This window comes from Rhizobacter sp. Root404 (assembly GCF_001425865.1).
In the GTDB taxonomy this organism is placed as follows: Bacteria; Pseudomonadota; Gammaproteobacteria; order Burkholderiales; family Burkholderiaceae_C; genus LMDS01.
The window spans coordinates 1050991-1077509 of record NZ_LMDS01000004.1 but is presented as its reverse complement, the minus strand read 5'-3'; the positions used below and the strand labels follow the sequence as shown (position 1 = coordinate 1077509).

The following is a 26519-nucleotide window of genomic DNA, read 5'->3' as shown; positions in this document are numbered from 1 at the left end:
TTCGCCCCCAAGGCTTTGCCCCCGATGACCAATAGCCTGCGCGTGCTCGCCGCGCTGCTCGGCTACCCGGATGCGACCCTGCGCAGCCACCTGCCCGAGATGCGCGCCTTGCTGCGCGACGAGCACGCGCTGCCCGCCGCGCGCCTGCTCGAACTCGACGCGCTGATGGACGCACTCGCCCGCGCCGAGCCGCTCGCCGCCGAGGCCGACTACGTCGACCTGTTCGATCGCGGCCGCGGCACCTCGCTGCACCTGTTCGAGCACGTGCATGGCGACTCGCGCGAGCGCGGGCCGGCGCTGATCGACCTCGGCCAGACCTACGAGACCGCCGGCCTGGTGCTGGCCGAAGGCGAGCTGCCCGACTACCTGCCGGCGGTGCTCGAGTTCGTCTCGACCCAGCCAGTGCGCGAGGCGAAGGCCTTTCTCGGCGAGATGGCGCACATCTTCAACGCGATCTTCGCGGCGCTGCGCCACCGCGACAGCCCGTATGCAAGCGCGCTCGGTGCGCTGCTCGAGCTGGCTGGAGAGACGGCGCAGGCGGTGCAGCCGCCCGTGGAGGAGCCGCTCGACGAGAGCTGGGCCGAGCCGGTGGTGTTCGACGGCTGTTCGTCCAAGGGCCAGGCGCGCCCGGGGCAGGCGCAACCGGTGCACATCGTGCGCAGGCCGGCGACGGCATCCATCGTTTCATCGGGAGCATCGTCATGAACGGCGTCTACGGCTTTCTGTTCCAGGTCTATCCGTACGTCTGCTTCACGGTGTTCGTGATGGGCAGCCTGATCCGCTTCGACCAGAACCAGTACTCGTGGAAGAGTGACTCGTCGCAACTGCTGCGCGCCGGCCTGCTGCGCTGGGGCAGCAACCTGTTCCACTTCGGCATCCTGTTCCTGTTCTTCGGCCACCTGGTCGGGCTTTTCACGCCGCATTCGGTATACGGCGTGTTCATGAGCGCCGGCACCAAGCAGATGCTGGCGGTGGTCGCAGGCGGCATCGCCGGGGCGCTGTGCTTTGTCGGGCTGTCGATGCTGCTCTACCGGCGTGTGTTCGACCAGCGCATCCGGCTCACCAGCCACCGCACCGACATCGCGATCCTGGTGATCCTGTGGGTGCAGCTGGTGGTCGGGCTGATCACGCTGCCGTTCTCGTGGGCGCATGCCGACGGCAGCACGATGGTGATCCTCGCGGACTGGGCCCAGCGCATCGTCACGCTGCGGCCGGTCGACGCGACGGTGCTGAGCGCACTGCCGTGGCCGTACCTGTTCCACATCGTGTTCGGCATGACGATCTTCCTGCTGTTCCCGTTCAGCCGGCTGGTGCATGTGTGGAGCGGGTTCGCGACCGTCGGCTTCCTGTTCCGCCCGCACCAGGTCGTGCGCAGCCGGCGCCTGAACGTGCCGGCCGGCCACAACCTGCCGCGCCCATGAACGACTCACGGGAGATGAGCATGTCGACACCCACCCTGGCCCCGAGCGTTGCACGCATCAACGGGGTGCCGTTGCATCGCGACGACGAGGCGCTGCCGCTGGAAGCGCTGCGCCAGCGCGCCAACACCGAGCTGCTGCGGCAGGCCGCCATTGGCGCCGGCCTGCTGGCTGCCGCCGACCCGGTGCCGGTGGACGGCGTCGTCAGCGAGGCGGCGTCCGACGCCATCGATGCCTGGCTGGAGGCCGAACTGAAGCTGCCCGAGCCGTCCGACGAGGCCTGTGCGCGCCACCACGCCGCGCACGCCGCGCGCTACCGCACCGGCGAGAAGGTCAGAGTGCGCCACATCCTGTTCGCGGTCACGCCGGGGATGGACGTGGTCGCGCTCCGCAACCGCGCGGAGACCTGCCTGCTCGACGTGCGCTGCCACGACGGCACGGCCGCCGACGGCTTCGGCCGCTCGGCCCGAGAGCTGTCGAACTGCCCGAGCGGCGAGCACGGTGGCGAGCTCGGCTGGCTGGCGCCCGAAGACTGCGCGCCCGAGTTCGCGCGCGAACTGTTCGGCCATGTCGAGATCGGCGTGCTGCCGCGGCTGGTGCACAGCCGCTTCGGCCTGCATGTGGTCGAAGTGCTGGAACGCGAGGGCGGCATCCCGCAGCCGTTCGAGGCGGTGCGCGGTGCGGTCGCGATGGCGCTGCGCCAGCAGGCCTGGGTCACGGCACTGCGCCAGTGCATGCAGGTGCTGGCCGGCCAGGCGCGGGTCGAAGGCGTCGACCTCGAGGCGGCCGCCACGCCGCTGGTTCAATGACGTACCGCTGCGGCGGATGCAAACGATGACGCTCTCGACTTTCGACGACCTGCTGCGTGCGGCGCGCGCCCAGGCGGAGCCGCAGCGCCTGCTGCTGGTCCTCGCGACCGCCGGCCTGCCGGACGATGCCACCCCCGACGAGCGCCTGCGCTTCGATGCCGGAGAGGGGGGCACACTGACGCCGCTGGCCTGCATCGACAAGCGACCCGACGAACTGGCGTCGTTCGAGGTCCTGTGCAACGAATCGCGCGAGCTCGGTCAGGCCTGGGACATCGTGTTCGTCGGCGCGCTCGCCGGTACCGACGACACGGGACCGTCCTCGCTGCAGGCCGAGGCACCGCTGCAGCGCATGATCGAGTCGATCAAGTCGGGCCGGATCGACGGCTTCGCCGCCTTCGATGCGGCGGGCGAATCGGTCAGGTTCACCTGACCGCGTCGGCGGTGTGCAGCAGGATCGTGACCAGCAGCGTCGAGTCGGCCACCGCCTTCAGGGCATGAGGCTCGCCGGCCTCGAGCACCACCAGCCGCCCGGCGCCCAGCGTGCAGGTGCGTGATGGGGTCGTCACGACGGTCTCGCCCTCCAGGCATTGCACGGTCAGTGCGCCGGGCACGTGGTGTTCCGGCAGGCCGTGGCCCGCGGGCAGCACCAGGCGCATCAGTTGAAGCGCCGGTGTCTTCAGCAGGCTGGTGGTGACCGCGTCGCGCAGCCCGGCGCCGAGCGGCCGCACGTCGATCACGTCGAGGGGTTGGGCGTGGGGCAGGGCCATGTCAGCTAGCCATCCTTTCCGTCGAGCCGCGATGCCAGCAGCCACGGCGTGAATACCCACAGGTAGAGCAGGAACGCGCCGGACCAGGCGGCCGCCGCGGCGACCAGCGTCATCCCGTACAGGCCCTGCGGCGCGACCAGCGGCACCAGCACCCGCAGAAGTGCCGCCGCGAGCATCAGCCCGTAGGCCGCCACTTCCAGCCTGGACACCTGCAGCGGCCGCCCGGTGTGGCCGCGCGCCGTGCGGGTGATCATGCCGATGATCAGCCCGCCGGTGGCGCCCACAGCCAGGGCATGCACGCCGGCCGATGCGCCCAGCATGCCCAGCGCCGCCAGCCCCAGCAACGCCAGGCCAATCGGGATCCAGGCGTACGCGACGTGCAGCACCCAGAGAATCGGCCGCCGGCGTGTCGCGAACGATTGCCACGTCCAGAGCCGATGCAGTTGCAGCACGGCCGCGGCGCCGAGCAGCAGCGCGGTCAGCGGGCCGGTCGGCGCGAACACCCAAGCGGCCAAGCCGAGCGCCGTGCAGATCAGCGTGGGCAGTTCGAGCCTAGGCTGCACACGCGAGGTCAACCCGGGCGTCGCGCTGAGCGTGAACGCGGGGATGACCCGCCCGCCGATCAGGCATTCGATCATCACGATCGCTGCGAGCCCGGCATGCAGTGCAGACATCGGCGCCACGTCGACCAGCCCCAGCGAGGCGAGGTGGAAGACCGCGTTGGCGGCCGCGAGCAGCAGCAGGATGCCGGGCAGCGGCAGGTTGCGGTGGTTTCGGGCGCGCAGCAGCACGGCCGCCAGCAGCCCGGCCACCAGCGGGAGCAGCAGCACGTCCAGCGCCGCGTAGACCGGGTAAGGCGCCACCAGCGCCGCCACGCGGGCCGCGAGCCACAGCAGGGCGAGTGCCGCGAGCGCCGCGCCGCGCGGCGTGGACAGGCCGGTCCAGGCCTTGCCGGCGGTCAGCAGGAAGCCGACGATGACCGCCGCCGCGAAGCCGAACAGCATCTCGTGCGCGTGCCAGAGCAGCGGCGGCATCGTCATCGGCAGCGCGATCTGCCCGAGCACGATCGCCACCCACAGCGGGACGGCGATCGCCGCGAACGCCGCCGCACCCAGGTAGAACGGGCGGAAGCCCAGGCGCAGCAACGGCGCACCGTGCAGCGGCGGGGCGCGCTTCGTCGAAGGCATCGCGACGAAGATCGGCAGCGCTTCCGGCGCGTCCTGGAGCGGGGTCTGTATAAGATGCATACGATGTGCATGTTATCGTTCGAGCGCCCAAAACGCAAACGCTGGCGATGAGACTGTCCGACTACACCGACTACACCTTGCGCGTGCTGATGTACTGCGCGGCAAACCCCGAACGCCTCGTCACGATCGCCGAGATCGCCGAGCGGCTGCAGGTCTCGAAGAACCATCTGATGAAAATCGTCAGCGAACTCGGCCGCCAGGGCCTGGTCGAGACGACGCGCGGCCGCGGCGGCGGCTTGCGGCTGCTGAAGGCGCCGGCGGCGATCCGTGTGGGCGACGTCGTGCGCGGCACGGAGACCGACTTCCGGCTGGTGGAGTGCTTCGACCCCGCGTCCGACACCTGCACGCTGACGCCCAGTTGCAAACTCAAAAAAGTGCTGCGCAATGCGCTGGCGGCCTACTTCGCCGAACTCGACGCCGTGACGCTCGCCGACATCGCCCGGACGGCCCGGAGCGCCACTCCACAATGGCGCCCATGACGAGCATCGACACCGGCCTGTTCACCGCCGACGACGGCGCCGCGCGCTGCCGCTGGTGCCAGGCGAGCGAGGCCTACCGCCACTACCACGACCAAGAATGGGGCTTCCCGGTCACCGACGACCGGCGCCTGTTCGAGAAGCTGTGCCTCGAGGGCTTCCAGGCGGGCCTCAGCTGGCTGACGATCCTGAACAAGCGCGAGGCGTTCCGCGCCGGTTTCGCGAATTTCGAGGCCGAGCAGGTCGCGCGCTTCAAGGCGTCCGACGTGACGCGCCTGCTCGCCGATGCCGGCATCGTCCGGCACCGCGGCAAGATCGAGTCGACGATCAACAACGCGAAGCGGGTGATCGAGCTGCGCCGCGAGTTCGGCTCGCTCGCCGCCTACGCATGGGCGCACGAGCCTGCCGCGAGTTCCCGGCCGACGGAGATGACGCTCGCGGCGCTGCGCGCGGCGACCACGTCGCCCGAGTCGATCGCGATGTCGAAGGACCTGAAGAAGCGCGGCTGGAGCTTCGTCGGGCCGACGACGGTCTACGCGTTCATGCAGGCGATGGGCCTGGTCAACGACCACCTCGACGGCTGCCATGTGCGCGCGCGTGCGCTGCAGACGCGCGCCGCGCTGCCGCCGCAGGGGACGCTGGCGTTGCGCGGATCGGTCAGTCGAACCTGAAGGTCGCGCTGCCCGGCATGCCGGCACGCAGCGCGCGCTCGATGCCGTCGAGCACGATCGCGTTCATGCCGAACGTGATGCCGCCGTCCATGCGCGCGTCGGCACGGTAGCCGGCGAGCGTGTCGCCGACCGCGTGGCCGGTGGCCGCGGTCACCGGGTCGACGTCCGGGATGCTGCAACGCACGCATGGTTTGACCAGCTTCAGCCGCACCGGGCCGTCGGCGGTCGCGAACAGTATCTCGTCCAGCGCGTCCTCGCCGTGGGCGTCGAGCCCGTCGAGCACGAGGTTGGGGCGGAAGCGCGCCAGCGTCACCGCGGCGTGGCCCTGGGCCTGGAGCCGCCGGTTCAGTTCGGCCAGCGCGGCCGTGGAGGTCACGAGCAGCGGGAAGCCGTCGGCGAACGCGGTCTCCGCGTCGACGGCGCCGGTCCAGCGGTGGTCGGCCAGACGTCGGTGGGCCGGGTCGAAGCGCACGAGTCGGGCGGCTCGGCCGAGGAAGTCGCTGAACCACTGCGCACACAGGTCGCCCATGTCGTAGGCCCCGACCTCGTCGTCCCAGACCGTGGCCCGCACCGGCTGCTCGACGCGGTCGAGCGCAACGTGCAGCGCGAGCATGCCGGGCGCGCGCAGCACCATCTCGCTCACCTTCAGGGTCGGCTGCACCAGCGCCAGGCGCGGCAGCTCGCGTTGGCTGATGAAGCGGCCGGCGGCATCGACGACCATCCAGGCGCGGTCGAACTCCAGGCCGGTCTCGATCAGCAGCGACTCGTCGAGCGTGACGCCGCCGCAGGACTTGATCGGGTACGCGTGCAACGACGCGATGCCGACTGTCTGATCACCTTCCATCGCCGCCGCCTCGTGCTGGAAAAAGGAGGCGATTGTGCCCTTGACCCTGCCGGCGGCGCGCCGGCCCGCTCCCTACAATCGATGCCCATGAAGAACTTCGACGTCCAGGTGCTCGGCGCCGGCATCGTCGGCCGCAGCCTCGCGCTCGCGCTGGCGCGTGCCGGCCTGAGCGTCGCGCTGCGTCCCGAGGCCGCGCGCGCCCCAGACACGCCGGACGTGCGGGCGTATGCGCTCAATGCCGCGTCGGTCGCGCTGCTGCAGGGGTTGAAGGTCTGGGACGCCTTGCCCGCGCAGGCCGCGACGCCGGTGCTGGACATGCACGTGCAGGGCGACGCGCACGCCTCGGCGATCGATTTCTCGGCCTGGCAGCAGCAGGTCGGTGCGCTGGCCTGGATCACCGATGCCGCGGTGCTCGAGCGCGAGCTCGCGACCGCGGTGCGTTTCGCGCCGCACATCACGGTGCTCGAGCCGGGCGAGCCGGCGACGGCTGCGTTGACCGCGCTGTGCGAGGGCAAGGCCTCGGCCACCCGCGAGTCGCTGGGCATTGCCTTCGAGCGGGTCGACTACGGCCACAAGGCCATCGCCGCGCGGTTGCAGAGCACGCGGGCCCACCAGGGCATTGCGCGCCAGTGGTTCCGCGCGCCGGACGTGCTGGCACTGCTGCCGTTCGACACGCCGCAGCCGCAGCAGTCGTTCGCGCTGGTCTGGTCGCTGCCGGACGCACAGGCGGCCGAACTGCTGGCGCTCGACGCCGCCGCGTTCGAACAGCGGCTGATGCAGGCCACCGCGGGCGAGGCCGGTGAATTGAAGCTCGTCTCCGAGCGCGCCGCGTGGCCGCTGATGCGGGCCCACGCGAGCGCCTGGTGCGGTCCCGGCTGGGTTCTGCTCGGCGACGCCGCGCACGTGGTGCATCCGCTGGCCGGGCAAGGGCTGAACCTCGGCCTGGCGGACGTGGCGGCGCTGGTTCGCGTCATTCGCGAACGCGAAGCCTGGCGCCCGCTCGGCGACGAGAAGCTGCTGCGCCGCTACGCCCGCGAACGCACCGCGCCGACCTGGGCGATGGGCCAGGTGACCGACGGCCTGTTGCGACTTTTTGCCGACGACACCCCGGCGCTGCGGGAACTTCGCAACCGCGGCCTGACTCTGGTGGACAAGCTTTCCCCGCTGAAGCGCTGGCTGACGGCGCGCGCCCTGAACTCCTGAGGAACTCCATGAACATTCTGATGCGCTCCGCGCTGGCCCTGACCGTGATGAGCCTCGGGCTCGCCCAGGCGGCGTTCGCCGACGAGGCGCTGATCCGCAAGACCCTCGCGGAGCGGCTGCCCAACTTCCCGGCGATCGACGAGGTCAGCAAGACGCCGATCCCCGGGCTGTACGAGGTGCGCATCGGCACCGAGCTGATCTACACCGACGAGCGCGGCGACCACGTGATCCAGGGCAGCATCATCGAGACCAAGACGCGCAGCGACCTGACGCAGGCGCGCATCGACAAGATCACCGCGATCGACTTCGCCGCGCTGCCGCTGAAGGACGCGATCGTCTGGAAGCAGGGCACCGGCGCGCGCAAGCTGGTCGTGTTCGCCGACCCGAACTGCGGCTACTGCAAGAAGTTCGAGACCGAGATGCAGCAGGTCAAGGACGTGACGGTCTACACCTTCCTGTACCCGATCCTCGGCGGCGATTCGCCGGAGAAGTCGAAGAACATCTGGTGCGCCAAGGACAACGGCGCGGCCTGGCGCGACTGGATGATCAAGGGCACGGCAGCCCCGCGCAGCATGGGCAATTGCGACACCGCCGCGCTGCAGCGCAACGTCGCGCTCGGCAAGAAGTTCCGCGTCAACGGCACGCCGGCGCTGGTGTTCGAGGACGGCAAGCGCGTGCCTGGCGCGCTGCCGCCGGCCGAGGTCGAGAAGCAGCTCGTCGCGAGCCGCGGCAAGGGCTGAGCGCCGTCAGGCGTAGGACGTGGGGCCGGCGCCGGACGCGCCGCCCTTGAAGACCGCGGCCAGCGTCTTGGCCGCCTGCACCAGCATCATCGCGTCGACACCGACCGCGACGAACAGGGCGCCCTGGTCCAGGTAGTACTGGGACGCCTTGTTGTCGGTCATCAGGATGCCGGGTGCCTTGCCGGCGTTGCGCACCGTGGCGATGCCCTGCGTGAGCGCCGCCACCACGTCGGGGTGGGTCGCCTGGCCGAGGTAGCCCATCGACGCGGAGAGATCGGCCGGGCCGAAGAACACGCCGTCGACGCCGTCGACCGCGGCGATCTCCGCCAGGTTCGCGTAGCCGGTCTGCGTTTCGACCTGCACCAGCACGCACATCTCGTCGTCGGCATCGTGCAGGTAGCGCGGCACGCCGCTCCAGCGCGACGAGCGTGCGCCCGAACTGCCGACGCCGCGGATGCCGCGCGGCGGGTAGCGCGTGGCGGCGACCATGCGGGCGGCCTGCTCGGCGGTGTCGACCATCGGGATCAGCAGCGTCTGCGCGCCGATCTCGAGGTATTGCTTGATCAGCACCACATCGCCGATCGGCGGGCGCACGATCGGGTGGGTGGGGTAGGGGGCCACGGCCTGCAGCTGGCCGAGCACCGAGCGCAGATCGTTCGGTGCGTGCTCGCCGTCGATCAGCAGCCAGTCGAAGCCGGTGGTCGCCAGCGCCTCGGCCACCAGCGGGTCGGCCAGGCTGGCCCACAGGCCGATCTGGGGGCGACGGTCGCGCAGCGCCTGCTTGAAGGTGTTCTTGATCATGGGCGTGCTTTTACCCCAACTCGGGCCGATCACGCGTACTTCAGTTCCCCGGTCTTGCCGCGGAACACCCGGTACGAGAACACCGTGTAGCCGGCGATGGCCGGCACCGAGATGCACACGCCGATCAGGATCACCTTCAGCGCTGCCGGGCTGCTGGCGGCCTGCCAGATCGTCATCTGCCCGATCACGACGAACGGGTAGATGCTGTACGCCAACCCCAGGAAGCCGAGCACGAAGACGACGATCAGCAGCACGAACGGCAGCCAGCAGACCGAGCCGCGCACCACGTGCGAGTTCAGCAGCCCGCGCACCGCGAGCAGCGCGATTGCGGTCATCAGCGGGATCGCCATCAGCGCGATGATCTCGGGCAGCGCGAACCAGCGCTCGCGCACGACATCGCTGACCCACGGCGTGGCCATCGAGATCAGCACCATGCCGCCGACCATCGGCAGCCAGGCGACCTTGGCCCACTGGATCGCGCGCTCCTGCAACTCGCCTTCGGTCTTCATGATCAGCCAGGTCGCGCCCATCAGCACGTAGGCCATCGGCAGCGCGACCGCGATCGCCGCGGCGAACAGCGGGTAGTTCCAGCCGGTGCCGAAGCCGCTGACGTAGCGGCCCAGCATCCAGCCCTGCGAGACCGCGGCCAGCGTCGAGCCGGCGAAGAACAGGCGGTCCCAGGTGCGCTTGTGCTTGTCCTTCGCCTTGACGCGGAAGTCGAACGCGACGCCGCGCAGCATCAGCCCGATCAGCATCAGCGTGACCGGCAGGTACAGCTCGCCGAGCACCACGCCGTGCGCGCGCGGGAACGCGACCAGCAGGATGCCCACGCCCAGCACGAGCCAGGTCTCGTTGGCGTCCCAGAACGGGCCGATCGAGGCGACCATCACGTCCTTCTCGGCCTCGGTGGCGCGGTGCATCAGCATGCCCACGCCGAGGTCGTAGCCGTCGCTGACGACGTAGACGAGCATCGAGATGCCCATCAGCGCCATGAAGATGATCGGCAGCGCGGTGTCGAACGACATCCAGTTCATGCCGCACCCCCGACCGCGGGCGAGGTGATCGCGCCGGGCGGCGTGACGGCCTGGTCGCGCGCGTCCTCGGCCAGCACCTCGTCGGGCTTCTCGGCCATGTACTTCAGCACCGTCACGTAGGCCACGATCAGCGCGAGGTACAGCGTGACGTAGAGCGCCAGCGTCAGGCCGATCATCGACGACGGCACCTTCGAGACCACGTCGGCGGTGCGCAGCAGCCCGTAGATGATGAACGGCTGGCGGCCGATCTCGGTGACGTACCAGCCGGCGACGGTCGCGACCCAGCCCGAGAACGTCATCGCGGCGAACAGCCACAGCAGCGATCGCGGCAGCGCCGCCGGCTGCCACTTGGCGCGGCGGTACAGCCACCAGCCGAGCCAGCTGGTCGCGAGCATCAGCATGCCCATGCCGACCATGATGCGGAACGCGAAGAACAGCGGCAGCGGCGGCGGGTGGGCGTCGCCGAACGAGTTCAGGCCCTTGATCTCGCCGTCGATCTGGTGGGTGAGGATCAGGCTGGCCATCTTCGGGATCGCGATCTCGAAGTGGTTCTTGCGCTCGGCTGCGTCGGGGATCGCGAACAGCAGCAGCGGCGCCCCGCGTTCGGTCTCCCACACGCCCTCCATCGCGGCGATCTTGGCCGGCTGGTGCTCGAGCGTGTTCAGGCCGTGCGCATCGCCGACCGCGATCTGCAGCGGGATCAGCACCGCCGCGAGCGTCAGACCGACCCGCAGCACGCGCGGCGCGGCGCGCTGGCCCACGCCGCGCAGCAGCTGCCAGGACGACAGCCCGATCAGCAGGAACGCGCAGGTCAGCCCCGAGGCCAGCAGCATGTGGGTGAAGCGGTACGGGAACGACGGGTTGAAGATCACCTCGACCCAGCTCTTGACGTGGTAGACGCCGTCGATGATCTCGTGGCCGACGGGCGTCTGCATCCACGAGTTCAGCGCCAGGATCCAGAACGCCGACAGCGTGGTGCCGAAGGCGACGAAGAAGGTCGACATCAGGTGCACCTTCTCGCTGACCTTGCCGTGGCCGAACAGCATCACGCCGAGGAAGCCGGCCTCGAGGAAGAACGCGGTCAGCACCTCGTAGCCGAGCAGCGGGCCGGCGATGTTGCCGGCGTGCTCCATGAAGCCCGGCCAGTTGGTGCCGAACTGGAAACTCATCGTGATGCCGCTGACGACGCCGAGCGCGAAGCTGAGCGCGAACACTTTGGTCCAGAATCGGTACGCATCGAGCCAGCCTTGCGCCTGGGCCGGGTCCGGCCCGTGGCGGGCCTTGAGCCAGCGCACGCGGAAGAAAAGCAGCAACCAGCCCAGGCCGATGCTGATCGTCGGGAACAGGATGTGGAAGGTGATGTTGGCCGCGAACTGCATGCGGGCGAGGATCAGGGCGTCCATGGACTCATACCTCCGAGGTCAGCGACGGGCCGCGCCGCGGCCGGTGAATTCAAGCACTTTCTGCACCTTCGCGCCCATCTTCATCAGGCGCGACAGGGTCTGCTGGTCCATGCGCTGCACGTCGTCGAACCAGGTGGTGGTCAGCTCGATCAGGTCGTGCATGCCGCGCATGCGTTCGAGCGCGATGCGGTCCTCCGGCGTCGACGGTTCCTCCAGCAGCGCATTGCGCAGCATCGACAGCGTCGGCTCGATCTCGCGCCGGCGCCGTTCTTCGGCGAGGGTGCGGAAGATCTCCCACGCGTCGGTCGGCGCGTCGAAATACTCGCGCCGGTCACCGGGCTGGTGGCGCAGGTTGACGAGCCGCCACGCCTGCAGTTCCTTCAGCCCCATGCTGACGTTGGAGCGCGAGAACTCGAGGCGCTCGGCGATGTCGTCCGCGTTCAGCGGCTCGGGCGAGACGAAGATCAGCGCGTAGATCTGGCCCACCGTGCGGTTGATGCCCCAGCGGCTGCCCATCTCGCCGAAATGGGCGACGAAGCTGCGGACGAGCGGCGAGAGCGGTGTCATGGGGGCGGAGCCTTTCTCGGAACGGCTCGAAGTCTATTTGAATTTTCAGTAATTACTGAAAAGTGGATATTCCGGCAAATGTGAACATCGGTCGGCCGCGGCGTGGCTCTTTGATAGATTCGATGCCCATGATCACCTACGCCGTCTCTGCCCACGACACCCACGCCCACCTGTTCCGCGTCACGCTGCGCATCGATCGCCCGGCCGCCGAGCAGCGCCTGAGCCTGCCGGCGTGGATTCCCGGCAGCTACCTGGTGCGTGAGTTCGCGCGTCATCTCTCGGGGCTCGTCGCGTCGCAGGGTACGCGCGAGGTGCCGCTCACGCAACTCGACAAGGCGACGTGGTTGGCCCGCTGCGACGGGCGCGCGGCGCTGCAGGTCAGCTACCTCGCCTATGCGTTCGACACCTCGGTGCGCGCCGCCTTCCTCGACGCGGCGCGCGGCTTCTTCAACGGCACCTCGCTGCTGCTGCGCGTCGAGGGGCGCGAGGCCGAGCCGCACCGCCTCGCGCTGCGCAACCTGCCGCCCGGCTGGGAGGTCGCGACCGCGATGCGGCCGGTGCAGGTCGACGCCGGCGGGCGCGGCACCTACGAGGCGGCCGACTACGACGAACTCGTCGACCACCCGGTCGAACTGGGCCGGTTCTGGCGCGGCCGGTTCGAGGCGCACGGCGTGCCGCACGAGTACGTGGTCACCGGCGCGCTGCCGGATTTCGACGGAGCACGGCTGCTCGCCGATGCGCAGCGCGTCTGCGCCGCGCAGATCGCGTTCTGGCACGGACGCAGGAAGCCGCCGTTCGAGCGCTACGTCTTCCTGCACCAGCTGCTCGAGGACGGCCACGGCGGTCTCGAGCACCGTGCGAGCACCGCGCTGATCTCGGCCCGGCGCGACATGCCCGCCTGCGGCCGTACCGAAACCTCCGATGGCTACGTGAACCTGCTGGGCCTGATCAGCCACGAGTATTTCCACACCTGGAACGTCAAGCGCATGCGCCCGGCCGATTTCACGGCCTACGACTACACGCGCGAGAACTACACCGAGCTGCTGTGGTTCTTCGAGGGCTTCACCTCGTACTACGACGACGTGTTCCTGCTGCGCACCGGGCTGATCGACGCGCCGCGCTACCTGCGGCTGATCGCGCGCACCGTCAGCGGCGTGCGGGCGATGCCGGGGCGCCGGGTGCAGAGCGTGGCGCAGGCCAGCTTCGACGCCTGGGTCAAGTACTACCGCGCCGACGAGAACACCCCGAACGCGACCATCAGCTACTACACCAAGGGCTCGCTGGTCGCGCTCGCGCTCGACCTCACGCTGCGGCGTGAGGGCCGCGGCACGCTCGACGACGTGATGCAGGCGCTGTGGACCGTCAGCCGCGGCGGCCCGATCGACGAGGCGCAGATCGCCGCGGCGCTCGCGCAGGTCGGCGGGCGCTCGTATTCCGCCGAACTGGCGGCCTGGGTCCACGGCACCGACGAGCTGCCGCTGCAGGAACTGCTGGGTGCCTGCGGCATCGACTGGACCGAGGACGCGGCCACGCTGGCGCAGCGCCTGGGCGTGCGCGTCGCCGAGAGCGCGCTGACCGGCGTGAAGGTCAGCCACGTGTTGCGCGGCGGTGCCGGCGAGGTGGCGGGTCTCGCGCCCGGCGACGAGCTGCTCGCGGTCGCCGGCTGGCGCGTGCGCCGGCTCGACGACGCGCTCCGCGTGCTCGAGCCGGGGCGCGCGGCGCCGCTGCTGGTCGCGCGCGACCAGCGCGTGCTCGGCCTGACGCTGACGCTCGAAGCGGACGCCGCCGGGATGGGCGGCGTGTCGCTGCGGCCCGCCGCGGCCCCGGCCAGGACCGCCGCGGCGCTGCGCAAGGCATGGCTCGCGGCCTGAGACTGCTGTTCGGAACGTCGCCGTCGTGGCGCCGCCGGGGTGCGGCTGTCGCGCTCGTGCTCGCCGTGGTCCTGCTGCATGGCTGGGTCACGCAGCGGGTGATCGACGGGCTGGAAGGCCTCTCGGCGGACCGCGACAAGCCGGCGCGCATCGAGGTGGCCTACGTGCGGCAGATGGAACTGACGGCGCCGCCGCCGACCGCCGCGCCCGCGGCGCCGTCACCGCCTGCCCCGGTCGCCGCGCCGCGTCCGCGCCGGCCCAAGCCCGCGAAGCCGGCGTCGGCCCCCGAACCGCGCCGTGAGGCCGAGCCGGTGGTCGCGGCCGCGAGCGCACCGGTGGTCGAGGCGCCGGTCGACACGCCGGTGGCGTCCGAGCCCGCACCGGCCACGCCGGTGGCGGCAGCGCCCGCCTCAGGCGCGGCCAGCAGCGGCGCGCCGTTCGAGTGGCCGGCCTCGACCCGCATGAGCTACGTGCTGACCGGCAACTACCGCGGCGAGGTCAGCGGCACCGCGCAGGTCGAGTGGATCCGCAGCGGCTCGCGCTACCAGGTGCATGTCGACTTCATCGTCGGCCCCACGTTCGCGCCGCTGATCACCCAGCGTTCCAGCAGCGACGGCGAGATCACCGCCAGCGGCCTGGCGCCGCGCCGCTACGACCAGGACATCAAGTTCCTGACCACCACCCGGCCGCGCCAGACCATCCTGTTCGACACCGGCGGCGTCGTACTCGCCAACGGCGACGTGCGCCCCTCGATGCCGGGGCTGCAGGACACCGCGAGCCAGTTCGTGCAGCTGACCTACGTGTTCAGCACGCGGCCCGAGATGCTGAAGATCGGCGGCAGCGTCGACATCCCGCTCGCGCTGCCGAAGAAGGTCGCGGTCTGGACCTATGACGTGGTCGAGGAGGAGACGCTGAACACGCCGTTCGGTCCGCTCACCGGCATCCACCTGAAGCCGCGCCACGCCGACCAGAAGGCCGGCTCGCTCAGCGTGGAGATGTGGATGTCGCCGCAGCTGCGCTACCTGCCGGTGCGGCTGCGCTTCGAGCAGGACCCGCAGACCTTCGTCGACCTGATGATCTCGAAGCCGCCCGAGATACAGTGACGTTTCACCCGAGGACACGACCGCCATGACCTACGACAACATCCTGACCGAGACCCGCGGCGAGGGCGCGCGCCAAACCGGCCTGATCACGCTGAACCGCCCGAAGCAGCTCAACGCGCTGAACGACGGGCTGATGGACGACCTGGGCGCCGCGCTGAAGGCGTTCGACGCCGACCCCGGCATCGGCTGCATCGTGATCACCGGCAGCGAGAAGGCCTTCGCCGCCGGTGCCGACATCGCCGCGATGGCGAAGTACGACCTGACCGACACCTACGGCGGCGACTTCATCACCCGCAACTGGGAGACGATCCGCACCATCCGCAAGCCCGTGATCGCCGCGGTGGCCGGCTTCGCGCTCGGCGGCGGCTGCGAGCTGGCGATGATGTGCGACTTCATCATCGCCGCCGACACCGCGAAGTTCGGCCAGCCCGAGATCAAGCTCGGCATCATCCCCGGCGCCGGCGGCACGCAGCGCCTGCCGCGCGCGGTCGGCAAGGCCAAGGCGATGGACATGATCCTGACCAGCCGCATGATGGACGCGGCCGAGGCCGAGCGCGGCGGGCTGGTCTCGCGCGTCGTGCCGTTCGCGGAACTGATGACGGTGACGCTCGCTGCCGCCGAGGCGATCAACGAGCTGAGCGCGATGAGCGTGATGGCCGCGAAGGAGAGCGTCAACCGCGCGTTCGAGGGCACGCTGGCCGACGGCGTGATGTTCGAGCGTCGCCTGTTCCACTCGATGTTCGCGACCGCGGACCAGAAGGAAGGGATGGACGCGTTCCTGAACAAGCGCAAGGCGCAGTTCACGCAACGCTGATCGATCAGGGCTGCAGCCAGCGTCCGCCCACGCTGTCGAACCTGGCGCGGCGGTGGCCGTCGGCGTGGAGCTCGAGCCAGTCGATCGATTCGATCTCGGCGGCAACGACAGCGAAGAACGCACGTTGCGCGGCGGCCGCCACGCCGGTGCCCGCGGGCACCGGGGCGCCGGGCGCGTGCGGCGCCAGGTAGTCTTGCGCGGCCGCGGTGTGCTGCAGCCGGGCCCAGCGCGAGGTGACGCCCAGGCCGTCGGTCTCGACGCTCAGCCGCACGCGGCAGCGCAGCTGCCAGCGCAGCGCGTTCGACCACATCACCAGCGTGCCGTGCGGGCGGGCGGCGATCTGCGCGACCTTGCCGGCGCGTTCGTCCGTGTAGACCACGAGCTGGCGCTCTGCGGTCGACACCTCGCGCAGGATCACGGTGCGCGCGTCGGCGGCGTCGCCTGCGACCGTTGCCAGCACCGGCGTGCGCCACGGGTGCGAGCGCTCCGTCACCGCGGCCTCGAGCTGCTGCCAGAGCGCGCGCTCGATCTCGGGCAACGACGCGAGTCGCGGCCCGGCGTCCACGCTCAGCCCTCCTTGCGCAGCGACGGGAACAGGATCACGTCGCGGATGCTCGGCGAATCGGTGATCAGCATCACCAGCCGGTCGATGCCGATGCCGCAGCCGCCGGTCGGCGGCATGCCGTACTCGAGCGCGCGGATGAAGTCGGCGTCGTAGAACATCGCCTCCTCGTCGCCAGCCTCCTTGTTCGCCACCTGCGCCTGGAAGCGCGCGGCCTGGTCCTCGGCGTCGTTCAGTTCCGAGAAGCCGTTCGCGTACTCGCGGCCGGTGATGAACAGCTCGAAGCGCTCGGTGATCGACGGGTTGGTGTCCGAGGCGCGCGCCAGCGGCGAGACCTCTACGGGATAGTCGATGATGAAGGTCGGGTCCCAGAGCTTCTCTTCGACGGCGGCCTCGAACAGGCCGAACTGCAGCTCGGCCAGCGTCCAGTGCGCCGGTGGCTCCTCGCCCAGCGACTTGAGCTTCGCGTGCAGCGCGGCGGCGTCGCCCGCTTCCGCCTCGGTCAAGCCCGCATGCACGACCAGCGCCTCGCGCACCGACAGGCGCGCGAACGGCTGGTCGAGCGCGACCGGCTTGCCGGCGTAGGTGATCGCCGCCGAGCCGGTCGCCACCCGCGCGGCGTGGCGCAGCACCTCCTCGGTGAAGTCCATCAGGTCGTGGTGGTTCCAGTACGCGGCGTAGAACTCCATCATCGTGAACTCGGGGTTGTGCCGCACCGACACGCCCTCGTTGCGGAAGCTCCGGTTGATCTCGAACACGCGCTCGAAGCCGCCGACGATCAGGCGCTTCAGGTACAGCTCGGGCGCGATGCGCAGGAACATCTGCTGGTCGAGCGCGTTGTGGTGGGTCACGAAGGGCTTGGCGTTGGCGCCGCCCGGGATCGGGTGCAGCATCGGCGTCTCCACTTCCATGAAGTGGTGCTCGACCATGAACTGGCGGATCGACGACAGCGCCTTGCTGCGCGCCGCGAAGCGCGCCCGGGCGTCGCCGTCGGTGATCAGGTCGACGTAGCGCTGGCGGTACTTCTGCTCCTGGTCGGCCATGCCGTGGAACTTGTCGGGCAGCGGGCGCAGGCTCTTGGTCAGCAGCCGCAGCGCGCTGACGCGCACCGACAGTTCGCCGGTCTTGGTCTTGAAGAGCGTGCCTTCGGCGCCGAGGATGTCGCCCAGGTCCCAGTGCTTGAAGCGCGCGTAGGCGTCCTCGCCCAGCGCATCGCGGGTCACGAACAGCTGGATCTGGCCGGTGCCGTCCTGCAGCGTGCCGAAGCTCGCCTTGCCCATCACGCGCTTGAGCATCAGCCGGCCGGCGACGACGACGTGGATGTTCAGCGGCTCGAGTTCCTCGTTCTCCTGGTCACCGTGCTGGCGCAGCAGTTCGGCGGCGTGGTGCTTCGGCTTGAAGTCGTTCGGGAACGCGATGCCTTGCTGGCGGATGGCCGCCAGCTTCTCGCGGCGTTCGGTGATCAGCTGGTTTTCGTCGGACATGGGGGGCTTTGCGAGTGAGCCCGCGATTTTAGAGGGCGGCGTCGCCACGCCCTCAGCGCCCCTAAAATCGCGCGTTTGCCCCGCCCGGGGCGCCGCGTCGCCTTCCATGTCCACACCCAGCGTGATCCTGAACCGCAAGCTCCGCGTCGCCCTGGTCGGCTGCGGGCGCATTGCGCAGAACCATTTCGCGGCGCTGAAGCAGCATGCGGCACGGGCCGAGCTGGTGGCGGTCTGTGACAACCACCCGCCCAGCCTGGCCGCCGCAATCGCGACGACCGGGGTAGCCGGCTTTGCCTCGCTCGACGAGCTGTTGAGCGGCTCCGACGCCGACATCGTCGTGCTCGCCACGCCGAGCGGCCTGCATTCGCGCCAGGCGATCAAGGTCGCGCAGGCCGGCCGCCACGTGATGAGCGAGAAGCCGATGGCGACCAAGTGGGACGAGGGCGTGGCGATGGTGCGCGCCTGTCGCGACGCCGGCGTCAAGCTGTTCGTCGTCAAGCAGAACCGGCTCAACGCGACGCTGCAGCTCGTCAAGCGCGCGGTCGATGCCGGCCGCTTCGGACGCCTGGCGATGGTCAGCGTCAACGTGTTCTGGACCCGCCCGCAGGCCTACTACGACGCCGCGCCCTGGCGCGGCCGCTGGGACATGGACGGCGGCGCCTTCATGAACCAGGCCAGCCACTACGTCGACATGGTCGACTGGCTGGTCGGCCCGGTCGACAACGTGCATGCCTACACCGCCACGCTCGCGCGCAACATCGAGGCCGAGGACAGCGGCGTGATGAGCCTGCGGCTGCGCAGCGGCGCGCTCGCGTCGGTCAACGTGACGATGCTGACCCACAACAAGAACTTCGAGGGCAGCATCACGCTGCTGGGCGAGCGCGGCACCGTGCGGGTCGGTGGCGTCGCGGTCAACAAGATCGAGCACTGGGAGTTCGACACCGCGCACGAGGACGACGCGAAGGTCGCGAGCGCGAGCTACGGTGTCGAGAGCGTCTACGGTCCGGGCCATCCGCTGTACTACGACAACGTGATCAACACGCTGCGCGGCGAGGCCAATGCGGCGGTCGACGGCTACGAGGGCCTGCGCTCGCTCGAGGTGCTGATCGCGGGCTACCGCTCGGCGCGCGACGGCGTGCGCGTCGGCCTGCCGCTGGTGTTCTGATGACCGCGACGATCCACCCCTCCGCGATCGTCGACGACGGCGCGCAGCTCGGCGCCGGCACCCACGTGTGGCACTTTGCGCACGTGTGCGCGGGGGCCCGCATCGGCACCGGGTGCTCGCTGGGGCAGGGCGTGTTCGTCGCGAACCAGGTGATCATCGGCAACAACGTGAAGATCCAGAACAACGTGTCGGTCTACGACGCGGTCACGCTGGAGGACGACGTGTTCTGCGGCCCGAGCATGGTGTTCACCAACGTGCACAACCCGCGCTCGGCGGTGCCGCGCAAGAACGAATACCGCCCGACGCGGGTCCGGCGCGGCGCGACGCTCGGGGCGAACTGCACCGTCGTCTGTGGCACGACGATCGGCCGCCACGCCTTCGTCGGGGCCGGTGCGGTGGTGAGCCGCGACGTGGCCGATTTCGCGCTCGTCGTCGGCGTGCCGGCCCGGCGCATCGGCTGGGTCAGCCGGCACGGCGAGCGGCTGGCGTTCGCCGACGGTGCCGCGGTCTGCCCGGCCACCGGCGAGCGCTATGTGCTGCTCGACGGCGTCTGCAGGCTCGCGGACGAGGTGCGGGCATGACGGCGCCGCTCGACTTCATCGACCTCAAGAGCCAGTACACGGCGCTGAAGGACGCGATCGCCGAGCGCATGCAGCGCGTGCTCGACCATGGCCAGTACATCATGGGGCCCGAGGTCGCCGAGTTGGAGACCAAGCTCGCCGCGTACACCGGCGCGAAGCACTGCGTGACGGTCGCGAGCGGCACCGAGGCGCTGCTGATCGCGCTGATGGCGCTCGACCTGCGGCCCGGCGACGAGGTCGTCACGACGCCATTCACCTTCGCGGCCACGGCCGAGATGATCGTGCTGCTCGGGGGCGTGCCGGTGTTCGCCGACATCGAGCCCGACACCTGCAACATCGACGCGTCGCTGATCGAAGCGAAGATCACGCCACGCACCCGCGCCATCATGCCGGTCAGCCTGTACGGCCAGTGCGCAGACATGGACGCGATCAACGCGATCGCCGCCCGCCACGGCCTCGCGGTCATCGAAGACGCGGCGCAGAGCTTCGGCGCCACCTACCGCGGCCGCAAGAGCTGCCACCTGAGCACGGTCGGCTGCACCAGCTTCTTCCCGAGCAAGCCGCTCGGCTGCTATGGCGACGGCGGCGCGCTGTTCACGGACGACGATGCGCTCGCGCAGGCGGCGCGCGAGATCCGCGTGCATGGGCAGAGCGCGCGCTACACCCACACCCGCGTGGGCGTGGGCGGGCGCATGGACACGCTGCAGTGCGCGGTCGTGCTGGCCAAGCTGGAGCGCTTCGAGTGGGAGATCGCGCAGCGGCTCGCGCTCGGCGAGCGCTACCGCGCGCTGCTGTCGGACGTGCCCGGCGTCGGTCTGCTCGCGGTGCGCGCGGACCGCGACTGCGTCTGGGCGCAGTACACCGTGTTCCTGAAAGCGGGCAGCGACCGCGCCGCGGTGCAGGCGGCGTTGAAGGCGCAGGGCATTCCGACTGCGGTGCACTACCCGAAGCCGGTGCATCACCAGGCGGCGTATTCCCGCTACGCGTTGGTGGACGACCTGCCACGCAGCATTGCCGCCGCGGCGCGCGTGATGAGCCTGCCGATGAGCGCCGACCTGACGCACGCGCAACAGGACCGCGTCGTCGCGGCGCTGCGATCGCCGCGTTGACGCGTGGCCGGCGGCGATGAGGCTCGCGCTGCAATCGATCGCGATCCAGGCGGCCGGTTCGGCGGCGACCGTCGCGGCCGCGCTGCTCGTCGCGCGAGGCCTCGGGTTGGCGGCGCAGGGCGAGTTCGGCTTGCTGCGCAGCTGGAGCGACGCGGCCTTGACGCTGGTCGTGCTGGGACTGCCTCAAGCCCTGCTGCATCTGCAATACCGGCTGGAGGTGCCGGTGGCCGCGCTGCGTCCGTGGGTCGCACGCTATGCCGGCGCGTGGGTCGCGGTCGTCGCGGTGGCCGGGCTGGCGGCCTGGTTCGTCTGGCCGCCCGAGGGCCGAGCGGTGTGGCGCACGCCGGTCCTGGTCGCTGCGGCCGCCGTGCCGTTCGCGGCCGGCCACCTGCTGTGGCGCGCACTCGCGTTGCGCGAGCTCGGCGTCGTGCGCTACGCGTGGCTGACCGTCGCACCGGCGATGTTGATGCTGGTCGCGCTGCTGCCGGTGGTCTTCGCGGGGTGGCGCGCCGGGCTGGCGTGGGTGCTGCTGGTGGCTGCCGCGTCGTCGGCGATCCTGTCGTGGGCGCTGGTGCGGCGCGCGCTGCGCCGGTTGCCGCCGGATCGTGCCGACAGCGGCGTGCCGTGGTCGCGCCGCACGCTGTGGGCCATCGGCACCGAGACCGGCGGGCAGAACGTGCTGGCCGCACTGACGCCGGCGCTCGTGCTGAGCACGGCCGGTGCGCTGGGCAGCAGCCTGGCGGAGATCGGCGTGGTGGCGCTCGGGCTGCAGGTCTACCAGCTGTTCGGCGTCGCGGCGGCCTACGTCGCACCGATGGTGTACGACCGCGCCGCGCGCGCCGAGCCGCCGATGCAGGGGCGCGAACTGCTGGCGCTGCTGCGCGCGAACGCGACGCCGCGCACGCTGCTCGCATTCGGCGCGCTGGCCCTGCTGGCGGTCGGCGCCTTGCCGTGGCTGTGGCCCGCCGGCGCCGCGACACCGCTGCTGGTGCTGGCGATGGCGGTGGCGGGCGCGGTGTCGATGGCCGGGCGGCTGCTGATCACGTTGTTGCAGGCGCGCGGCGCGTTCCGGGTGTTGACGCTGAACGCCCTCGGCCGGCTGCTGCTGGCCGTCGGGCTGACGGCGGCGCTGCTGCGGATCGAGCCGGCCCGGGTGGCGGTGCCGCTCGCGCTGGTGGTCACGGAGGTGGCTTCGCTGCTCTGGCTGGTTCGGCTGATGCCCGGCGCCGGGACGAGGCGCGCATGAGCCGCCGCCTCGTGATCGTGACGCAGAACTACCCGTTCCTGGATCAAGGGGGCGAGGTCATGTTCGTCGCGCCGGAACTGCAGCGCCTTGCGCGTGAACTCGGTCCGACGACGCGGCTCGTCGTCGCGCCGCTGCGCGCACGAGGCGAGCGCCTGCCGACGCCCGACGGCGTGCATGTCGACACCACACTGTCCGACGCGGTGCGGCGAGGCCGGGCGATGGCTTACCTGCAGGCGCTGGCGTGGCCGGGCTTCGGGGCCGAAGCGTGGCGTGGTTGGCGTCGCGGCGGTGCGATCGGCGCAGTGCGCGTCTGGCGCTGGGCCGCCCAGGCGACGGCGACGCAGCGCTGGGCGGACCGAGGCGAGGCCGCCGTGGCGACGCTGTTCTACACCTACTGGCGCGGCGGCAGCACCTTGGCCCTGGCACGGCTCGCCGCGCGCCGAGACGATGCCGCGGTCGTCACGCGGGTGCACCGCTACGAGCTGTACGAGGACGCGTTCGACCCGCCGTTCCAGCCCTGGCATCCGGCGATGTACGCGCAGCTGGCGCTGACGGCCGCCATCTCGCAGCACGGTTTCGACTACTTGCAGCGCGCCGGCGTCGCGCCGGCGCGCCTTCGGTTGTTTCGCCTGGGCACCGAGGCGCCGGCGACCCCCGCTCGCGCATCGGACGACGGCACGCTGCGACTCGTCTCGTGCAGCCACGTCACGGCCGTCAAGCGCGTGCCGCGCATCGCCGACGCGGCGATCGCGTTGGCTGTCGCGCATCCGGATCGATCGATCCACTGGACGCACTTCGGCGACGGACCCGAGCTGCCTCTCGTGCGCGAGCGGCTGCAAGCGGCGCCGGCCAACCTGACGGCCGCGCTGCCCGGTGCGGTCGAGAACGCGCACGTGCTCGACCACTACACGCGCGAGCCGGTCGACGCCTTCGTGCTGCTCAGCGCGTCGGAAGGCTTGCCGGTTTCGATCCAGGAAGCGGCGGCAGCCGGCATCCCGGTGATCGCGACCGATGTCGGTGGCGTGCGCGAGCTCGTCGGCAGCGACAATGGCGTGCTGCTGGTGGCCGATCCGGCGACGGCGGCGGTGGTCGGTGCCCTCGAATCGGTGCTGCTCGACGCCGATGCGCAGCGCATCGCCGCGCGACGCGCCGCCTCGCGACGGCGCTGGGGCGAAGGCTTCGACGCCGACACCAATCACACCCGCTTCGCGCGCTGCCTGCGCGAGTTGCTCGATACCCTGCAAGACCCGGCCCCACGACCCGCATGAACTTCGATCCGACGACGCGCGATTTCCTGCGCGGCACGACCTTCTCGAATGCGCATCGCTTCGAGCTCGGCAACCGCGGGCGCGCGCCGCGGCGGGTCGACCGCCTGATCGAGCTGTGCCGCGGCCGGCGCGTGCTGCACGTTGGCTGCTGCGACCATGTCGGGCTGATCCGCGCCAAGGTCGCGCAGGGCGTGTACCTGCACCAGCAGCTCTGCGCGGTCGCGAGCCACTGTGTCGGGGTGGACATCAACGCGGACGGCATCGCCTTGCTGCACGAACTCGGCTTCGCCGAAACCTACCTGCCCGAGGCCGTGCCCGACCAGGACTTCGACCTCTGCCTGCTCGGCGACGTGATCGAGCATGTCGGCGACGTCGTCGCGTTCCTGCGCTCGATGCAGCGCTACCGGTTCAGGCAGCTGGTGGTCGCGACGCCGAACGCGTTCCGGCTGCGCAACCTGCTGTCGCGTGGCGAGCTGATCAACACCGACCACCGCTACTGGTTCTCGCCGTACACGCTGTGCAAGGTGCTGACCGATGCCGGCTACGAGCCGCAGCGCGTCGAGCTGTGCCACAGCGACCACGTCAGCGTCCGCGGCGCGGTGTTCGCCCGCGTGCTCGACCGGTTGCCGAAGTACCGCGACACCCTGATCGTGTCGGCCACTCGCGCATGAGAAACCAGGCGGCGTGGCGGCCGACCAAGTTCGAGCGGCACCGCGGAGGCTGGCGCGGCGCGCGCGATCCGGCCGAACTCGGCATCGGCTCGCGCCTGATGGGCGACCTGGTGGCAGCGCGGTACGGGGCCCATCTGCCCGGCCATGCGCGATGCCGCCTGCTGGACCTGGGGTGCGGCAAGGCGCCGCTCTACGGTGCATACGCGGCGCTGGTGTCGGAGGTGACCTGCGTCGACTGGGCGCCGGGCGAGTACATCGACCAGCACTGCGACCTGTCCGAGCCGCTGCCGTTCGCGGACGCCCGGTTCGACACGATCGTGCTGTCAGACGTGCTCGAGCACCTCGCCGAGCCGGCGCAACTGTGGCGCGAGATGACGCGCGTGCTGGCACCGGGCGGTCACGTGATCATGAACGTGCCGTTCTACTACTCGATCCACGCGCATCCGCACGACTACTACCGCTACACCAACTTCGCGCTCGAGCGCTTCGTGAAGATGAACGGGCTGGAGCTGCGCGTGCTCGAGGCGCTCGGCGGCATCAACGAGATCCTGGCCGACCTGATGGCCAAGGCGCTGTCGAAGCTGCCGGTGCTCGGGCCGCCGCTGGCGATGGCGCTGCAGACCGTCGTCGGTGCGTTCGGGCGCACGCGGCTCGGTGCGCGCATCGCGCGGGTCTCGAGTCGGCATTTCCCCTTCGGCTACTTCATGATCGCGCAGCGCCCATCCGCGCCGCTACCGCCATGAACATCCTGCTCGTCAACCACTACGCCGGTTCGCCGCAGCACGGCATGGAGTACCGCCCCTACTACCTGGCGCGAGAGTGGGTGCGGGCCGGGCATCGTGTCCAGATCGTCGCCGCGGCGTACTCGCACGTGCGCAGCCACCAGCCGGAGATGCCCAGCGGCGGGCAGGCGCTGGACGAGACGATCGACGGCATCGCCTACCGCTGGCTGCCGGCGCCGCGCTATGTCGGCAACGGCGTCGGGCGGGTGCGCAACATCTGGGCCTTCCTGAGCCGGTTGTGGCGCGAATCGGGAGTACTGGTGCGTGCGCTCCAGCCTGACGTGGTGATCGCCTCCAGCACCTACCCGATGGACATCTGGGTCGCGCGGCGGATCGCGCGGCTGGCGAAGGCCAGGCTGGTCTACGAGGTGCACGACCTGTGGCCGGCGTCGCCGATCGAGCTCTCGGGCATGTCGCCACGGCACCCGTTCATCGTGCTGTGCCAGAGGGCAGAGAATGACGCGTACCGCGACGCCGACGTCGTCGTCTCGATGCTCCCCAAGGTCGCCGACCACATGTGCGCGCACGGCCTCGACCTGCGCAAGCTCCATATCGTGCCGAACGGCATCGTGCCGGAGGACTGGGCCGGCGCCGCGCCGGAACTGGCCGGTGAGTTGCAGGCGCACTTGGATGCGCAGCGGGCCAGCGGCCGGATCGTCGTCGGTTATGCCGGCTCGCACGGCCTGCCGAATGCGCTCGACGTGCTGCTCGATGCCGCCGGGTTGCTGCGGAACGAGTCGTTCGCGTTCGTGCTGGTCGGTGATGGCCACGAAAAGGCGCGGCTGGCGAAGCGGGTGGCCGACGAAGGCCTGAAGAACGTCGCGTTGTTCCCGCCCATCCCGAAAGCCCGGATCCCGGCGTTGCTGGCGCGCTTCGACATCGCCTACATCGGCTGGCAGCGCGTGCCGATCTACCGCTTCGGCATCGCGCCCAACAAGCTGATGGACTACATGATGGCGGCGCGACCGGTCCTGCATTCCGTCGAGGCGGGCAACGACCCGGTGGCCGAGGCGGGTTGCGGGTTGACCGTGACGCCGGAATCGCCCGCCGCGGTGGTCGCCGGTCTGCGCACGCTGGCTGCGCTGCCGCCCGCCGAGCGCGCCGCCGCGGGCGCACGCGGACGGGCCTTCGTGCTCGCGCATCACAGCTACCCCGTGCTGGCGCGGCGCTTCATCGAGGCCGTGTCGTGAGCGACGAGCGCGAACTCGACGCGGTGGCTGGCCGATATGCCCGGCGCGGCGGCCCCGATCGCTACGCGGCCAGCCGGCCCGATGCCTGGCAGTCGATGCAGGAACGCCAGCGCGCGCTGCTGCGGCTCTTCGATCGACTTGGCTTCGACGACCTGGGCGCCCTGCGGCTGCTCGAAGTGGGCAGCGGCGGCGGCTGGAACCTGCTCGAGCTGTTGCGCCTCGGCTTTGCGCCGGAGCACCTGAGCGGCGCCGAGCTGCTGCCGGAGCGCGTCGCGATGGCGCGCCGATTGCTGCCGCCGGGCGTCACGCTGTTCGAGGGCGATGCGCTGCGCATGGCCGTGGAGCCGGGCTCCCAGGACGTCGTGTTCGCGTCGACCGTGTTCTCGTCGCTGCTCGACGACGCGTTCCAGCAGCGCCTGGCCGACGCGATGTGGCGCTGGGTCAAGCCCGGCGGCGGCGTGCTCTGGTACGACTTCACCATCGACAACCCGCGCAACCCGGACGTGCGCGGCGTGCCGCTCGAACGCGTCCGCGCGCTGTTCCCGCACGGCGAGCCGGAATCCCGACGCGTCACGCTCGCGCCGCCGATCGCGCGCGCGGTGACGCGGGTCCACCCGGCCCTCTACACTCTGTTCAACCTGCTGCCCCCGCTGCGCACCCACGTGCTGGCGTGGATCGCCAAACCCCGCTGAC

The 26519-nt window shown here is 70.6% G+C and carries 29 protein-coding genes; 20 read left to right on the top strand and 9 right to left on the bottom strand.

The genetic code is table 11. The features are described 5' to 3' along the window. Positions 1-24 precede the first annotated feature (24 nt). Genes narJ through ASC76_RS09645 form a run of 4 tightly spaced genes read left to right on the top strand, consistent with a single transcriptional unit; the run spans position 25 to position 2657 of the window. Entirely contained in the window at positions 25-705 is a 681-nt protein-coding gene (narJ, locus tag ASC76_RS09660) for a nitrate reductase molybdenum cofactor assembly chaperone (protein WP_082549168.1), read from the top strand. Further along, a complete protein-coding gene (gene narI / locus ASC76_RS09655; RefSeq protein ID WP_056465082.1) occupies positions 702-1421 on the top strand; it encodes a respiratory nitrate reductase subunit gamma in 720 nt (239 codons plus the stop codon). Before narJ ends, narI begins: the two co-directional genes overlap by 4 nt. Positions 1422-1441: 20 nt before the next feature. Next, entirely contained in the window at positions 1442-2227 is a 786-nt protein-coding gene (locus tag ASC76_RS09650) for a peptidylprolyl isomerase (protein WP_371262103.1), read from the top strand. A gap of 25 nt (positions 2228-2252) precedes the next feature. Beyond that, a complete protein-coding gene (locus ASC76_RS09645; protein ID WP_056467215.1) occupies positions 2253-2657 on the top strand; it encodes a hypothetical protein in 405 nt (134 codons plus the stop codon). Here ASC76_RS09645 and ASC76_RS09640 read toward each other — a convergent pair. Both ASC76_RS09640 and ASC76_RS09635 read right to left on the bottom strand, forming a co-directional pair. Further along, positions 2650-2994: a cupin domain-containing protein gene (locus ASC76_RS09640; protein WP_056465080.1), complete on the bottom strand. Its 345-nt coding sequence runs from the start codon at positions 2992-2994 to the stop codon at positions 2650-2652. The genes ASC76_RS09645 and ASC76_RS09640 overlap by 8 nt on opposite strands. 5 nt (positions 2995-2999) lie before the next feature. Next, positions 3000-4241, bottom strand: coding sequence for an NnrS family protein (locus tag ASC76_RS09635; protein WP_371262102.1), 1242 nt, complete (start codon positions 4239-4241; stop codon positions 3000-3002). Positions 4242-4288: 47 nt separating this feature from the next. Here ASC76_RS09635 and ASC76_RS09630 point away from each other — a divergent pair, with 47 nt between their 5' ends. Together ASC76_RS09630 and ASC76_RS09625 are read left to right on the top strand one after the other, a co-directional pair. Beyond that, a complete protein-coding gene (locus ASC76_RS09630; protein ID WP_082548961.1) occupies positions 4289-4720 on the top strand; it encodes an Rrf2 family transcriptional regulator in 432 nt (143 codons plus the stop codon). Then, positions 4717-5388, top strand: a complete 672-nt coding sequence (locus ASC76_RS09625; RefSeq protein WP_371262101.1) for a DNA-3-methyladenine glycosylase I — start codon at positions 4717-4719, stop codon at positions 5386-5388. Before ASC76_RS09630 ends, ASC76_RS09625 begins: the two co-directional genes overlap by 4 nt. Here the strand turns inward: ASC76_RS09625 and ASC76_RS09620 are convergent. Then, entirely contained in the window at positions 5375-6232 is an 858-nt protein-coding gene (locus ASC76_RS09620; protein ID WP_056465078.1) for an MOSC domain-containing protein, read from the bottom strand. The two genes, ASC76_RS09625 and ASC76_RS09620, sit on opposite strands and share 14 nt — an antisense overlap. 87 nt (positions 6233-6319) lie before the next feature. Between ASC76_RS09620 and ASC76_RS09615 the strand changes: the two genes are divergently transcribed. Both ASC76_RS09615 and ASC76_RS09610 read left to right on the top strand, forming a co-directional pair. Then, positions 6320-7435: an FAD-dependent monooxygenase gene (locus ASC76_RS09615; RefSeq protein ID WP_056465077.1), complete on the top strand. Its 1116-nt coding sequence runs from the start codon at positions 6320-6322 to the stop codon at positions 7433-7435. A gap of 8 nt (positions 7436-7443) precedes the next feature. Then, the gene (locus ASC76_RS09610; RefSeq protein WP_056465076.1) at positions 7444-8175 is read left to right on the top strand and encodes a DsbC family protein; all 732 of its coding nucleotides are present in this window, start codon (positions 7444-7446) and stop codon (positions 8173-8175) included. A 6-nt stretch (positions 8176-8181) separates the two neighbouring features. Here ASC76_RS09610 and hpaI read toward each other — a convergent pair whose 3' ends face one another. The 4 genes from hpaI to ASC76_RS09590 are packed head-to-tail and all read right to left on the bottom strand — an operon-like array spanning position 8182 to position 11980. After that, positions 8182-8976 (bottom strand): 4-hydroxy-2-oxoheptanedioate aldolase, encoded by a 795-nt coding sequence (gene hpaI / locus ASC76_RS09605; protein WP_056465075.1) that lies wholly within the window; start codon positions 8974-8976, stop codon positions 8182-8184. Positions 8977-9005: 29 nt separating this feature from the next. Then, entirely contained in the window at positions 9006-10001 is a 996-nt protein-coding gene (locus ASC76_RS09600) for a cytochrome d ubiquinol oxidase subunit II (RefSeq protein ID WP_200947153.1), read from the bottom strand. Positions 10002-10006: 5 nt separating this feature from the next. Further along, on the bottom strand, positions 10007-11413 hold the full coding sequence (locus ASC76_RS09595; protein WP_056465073.1) for a cytochrome ubiquinol oxidase subunit I: 1407 nt from the start codon (positions 11411-11413) through the stop codon (positions 10007-10009). Positions 11414-11431: 18 nt separating this feature from the next. Next, positions 11432-11980 carry a GbsR/MarR family transcriptional regulator gene (locus ASC76_RS09590; protein ID WP_056465072.1) on the bottom strand — a complete coding sequence of 183 codons (549 nt, stop codon included), beginning with the start codon at positions 11978-11980 and terminating at the stop codon, positions 11432-11434. Positions 11981-12108: 128 nt separating this feature from the next. On the opposite strand from ASC76_RS09590, the gene ASC76_RS09585 reads away from it, so the two are divergent. The 3 genes from ASC76_RS09585 to ASC76_RS09575 are packed head-to-tail and all read left to right on the top strand — an operon-like array spanning position 12109 to position 15768. Next, the gene (locus ASC76_RS09585; protein ID WP_056465071.1) at positions 12109-13851 is read left to right on the top strand and encodes a M61 family metallopeptidase; all 1743 of its coding nucleotides are present in this window, start codon (positions 12109-12111) and stop codon (positions 13849-13851) included. Next, positions 13836-14954, top strand: coding sequence for a DUF3108 domain-containing protein (locus ASC76_RS09580; RefSeq protein WP_056465070.1), 1119 nt, complete (start codon positions 13836-13838; stop codon positions 14952-14954). Before ASC76_RS09585 ends, ASC76_RS09580 begins: the two co-directional genes overlap by 16 nt. Before the next feature lie 25 nt (positions 14955-14979). After that, positions 14980-15768: an enoyl-CoA hydratase gene (locus tag ASC76_RS09575; RefSeq protein WP_056465069.1), complete on the top strand. Its 789-nt coding sequence runs from the start codon at positions 14980-14982 to the stop codon at positions 15766-15768. A gap of 4 nt (positions 15769-15772) precedes the next feature. Here ASC76_RS09575 and ASC76_RS09570 read toward each other — a convergent pair whose 3' ends face one another. Together ASC76_RS09570 and lysS are read right to left on the bottom strand one after the other, a co-directional pair. Then, positions 15773-16333: a pyridoxamine 5'-phosphate oxidase family protein gene (locus tag ASC76_RS09570; protein ID WP_056465068.1), complete on the bottom strand. Its 561-nt coding sequence runs from the start codon at positions 16331-16333 to the stop codon at positions 15773-15775. Between the two features lie 2 nt (positions 16334-16335). Further along, positions 16336-17814, bottom strand: coding sequence for a lysine--tRNA ligase (gene lysS / locus ASC76_RS09565; protein ID WP_056465067.1), 1479 nt, complete (start codon positions 17812-17814; stop codon positions 16336-16338). Between the two features lie 106 nt (positions 17815-17920). On the opposite strand from lysS, the gene ASC76_RS09560 reads away from it, so the two are divergent. The 9 genes from ASC76_RS09560 to ASC76_RS09520 are packed head-to-tail and all read left to right on the top strand — an operon-like array spanning position 17921 to position 26518. Continuing rightward, on the top strand, positions 17921-18979 hold the full coding sequence (locus tag ASC76_RS09560) for a Gfo/Idh/MocA family protein (protein ID WP_056465066.1): 1059 nt from the start codon (positions 17921-17923) through the stop codon (positions 18977-18979). Further along, a complete protein-coding gene (locus tag ASC76_RS09555) occupies positions 18979-19560 on the top strand; it encodes an acyltransferase (RefSeq protein WP_056465065.1) in 582 nt (193 codons plus the stop codon). The genes ASC76_RS09560 and ASC76_RS09555 overlap by 1 nt, the downstream gene beginning before the upstream one ends. Then, positions 19557-20669, top strand: a complete 1113-nt coding sequence (locus tag ASC76_RS09550) for a DegT/DnrJ/EryC1/StrS aminotransferase family protein (RefSeq protein ID WP_056465064.1) — start codon at positions 19557-19559, stop codon at positions 20667-20669. The genes ASC76_RS09555 and ASC76_RS09550 overlap by 4 nt, the downstream gene beginning before the upstream one ends. 16 nt (positions 20670-20685) lie before the next feature. After that, positions 20686-21915 carry a hypothetical protein gene (locus ASC76_RS09545; protein ID WP_056465063.1) on the top strand — a complete coding sequence of 410 codons (1230 nt, stop codon included), beginning with the start codon at positions 20686-20688 and terminating at the stop codon, positions 21913-21915. Further along, a complete protein-coding gene (locus tag ASC76_RS09540) occupies positions 21912-23183 on the top strand; it encodes a glycosyltransferase (protein ID WP_056465062.1) in 1272 nt (423 codons plus the stop codon). Before ASC76_RS09545 ends, ASC76_RS09540 begins: the two co-directional genes overlap by 4 nt. Further along, complete coding sequence (locus ASC76_RS25705) at positions 23180-23854, top strand: methyltransferase domain-containing protein (protein ID WP_056465061.1); 675 nt, start codon at positions 23180-23182, stop codon at positions 23852-23854. Before ASC76_RS09540 ends, ASC76_RS25705 begins: the two co-directional genes overlap by 4 nt. Beyond that, positions 23851-24597: a bifunctional 2-polyprenyl-6-hydroxyphenol methylase/3-demethylubiquinol 3-O-methyltransferase UbiG gene (locus ASC76_RS25700; protein ID WP_056465060.1), complete on the top strand. Its 747-nt coding sequence runs from the start codon at positions 23851-23853 to the stop codon at positions 24595-24597. The genes ASC76_RS25705 and ASC76_RS25700 overlap by 4 nt, the downstream gene beginning before the upstream one ends. Continuing rightward, positions 24594-25826, top strand: a complete 1233-nt coding sequence (locus tag ASC76_RS09525; protein ID WP_056465059.1) for a glycosyltransferase family 4 protein — start codon at positions 24594-24596, stop codon at positions 25824-25826. Before ASC76_RS25700 ends, ASC76_RS09525 begins: the two co-directional genes overlap by 4 nt. Then, positions 25823-26518 (top strand): class I SAM-dependent methyltransferase, encoded by a 696-nt coding sequence (locus ASC76_RS09520; protein ID WP_056465058.1) that lies wholly within the window; start codon positions 25823-25825, stop codon positions 26516-26518. The genes ASC76_RS09525 and ASC76_RS09520 overlap by 4 nt, the downstream gene beginning before the upstream one ends. Position 26519: the final 1 nt, after the last annotated feature.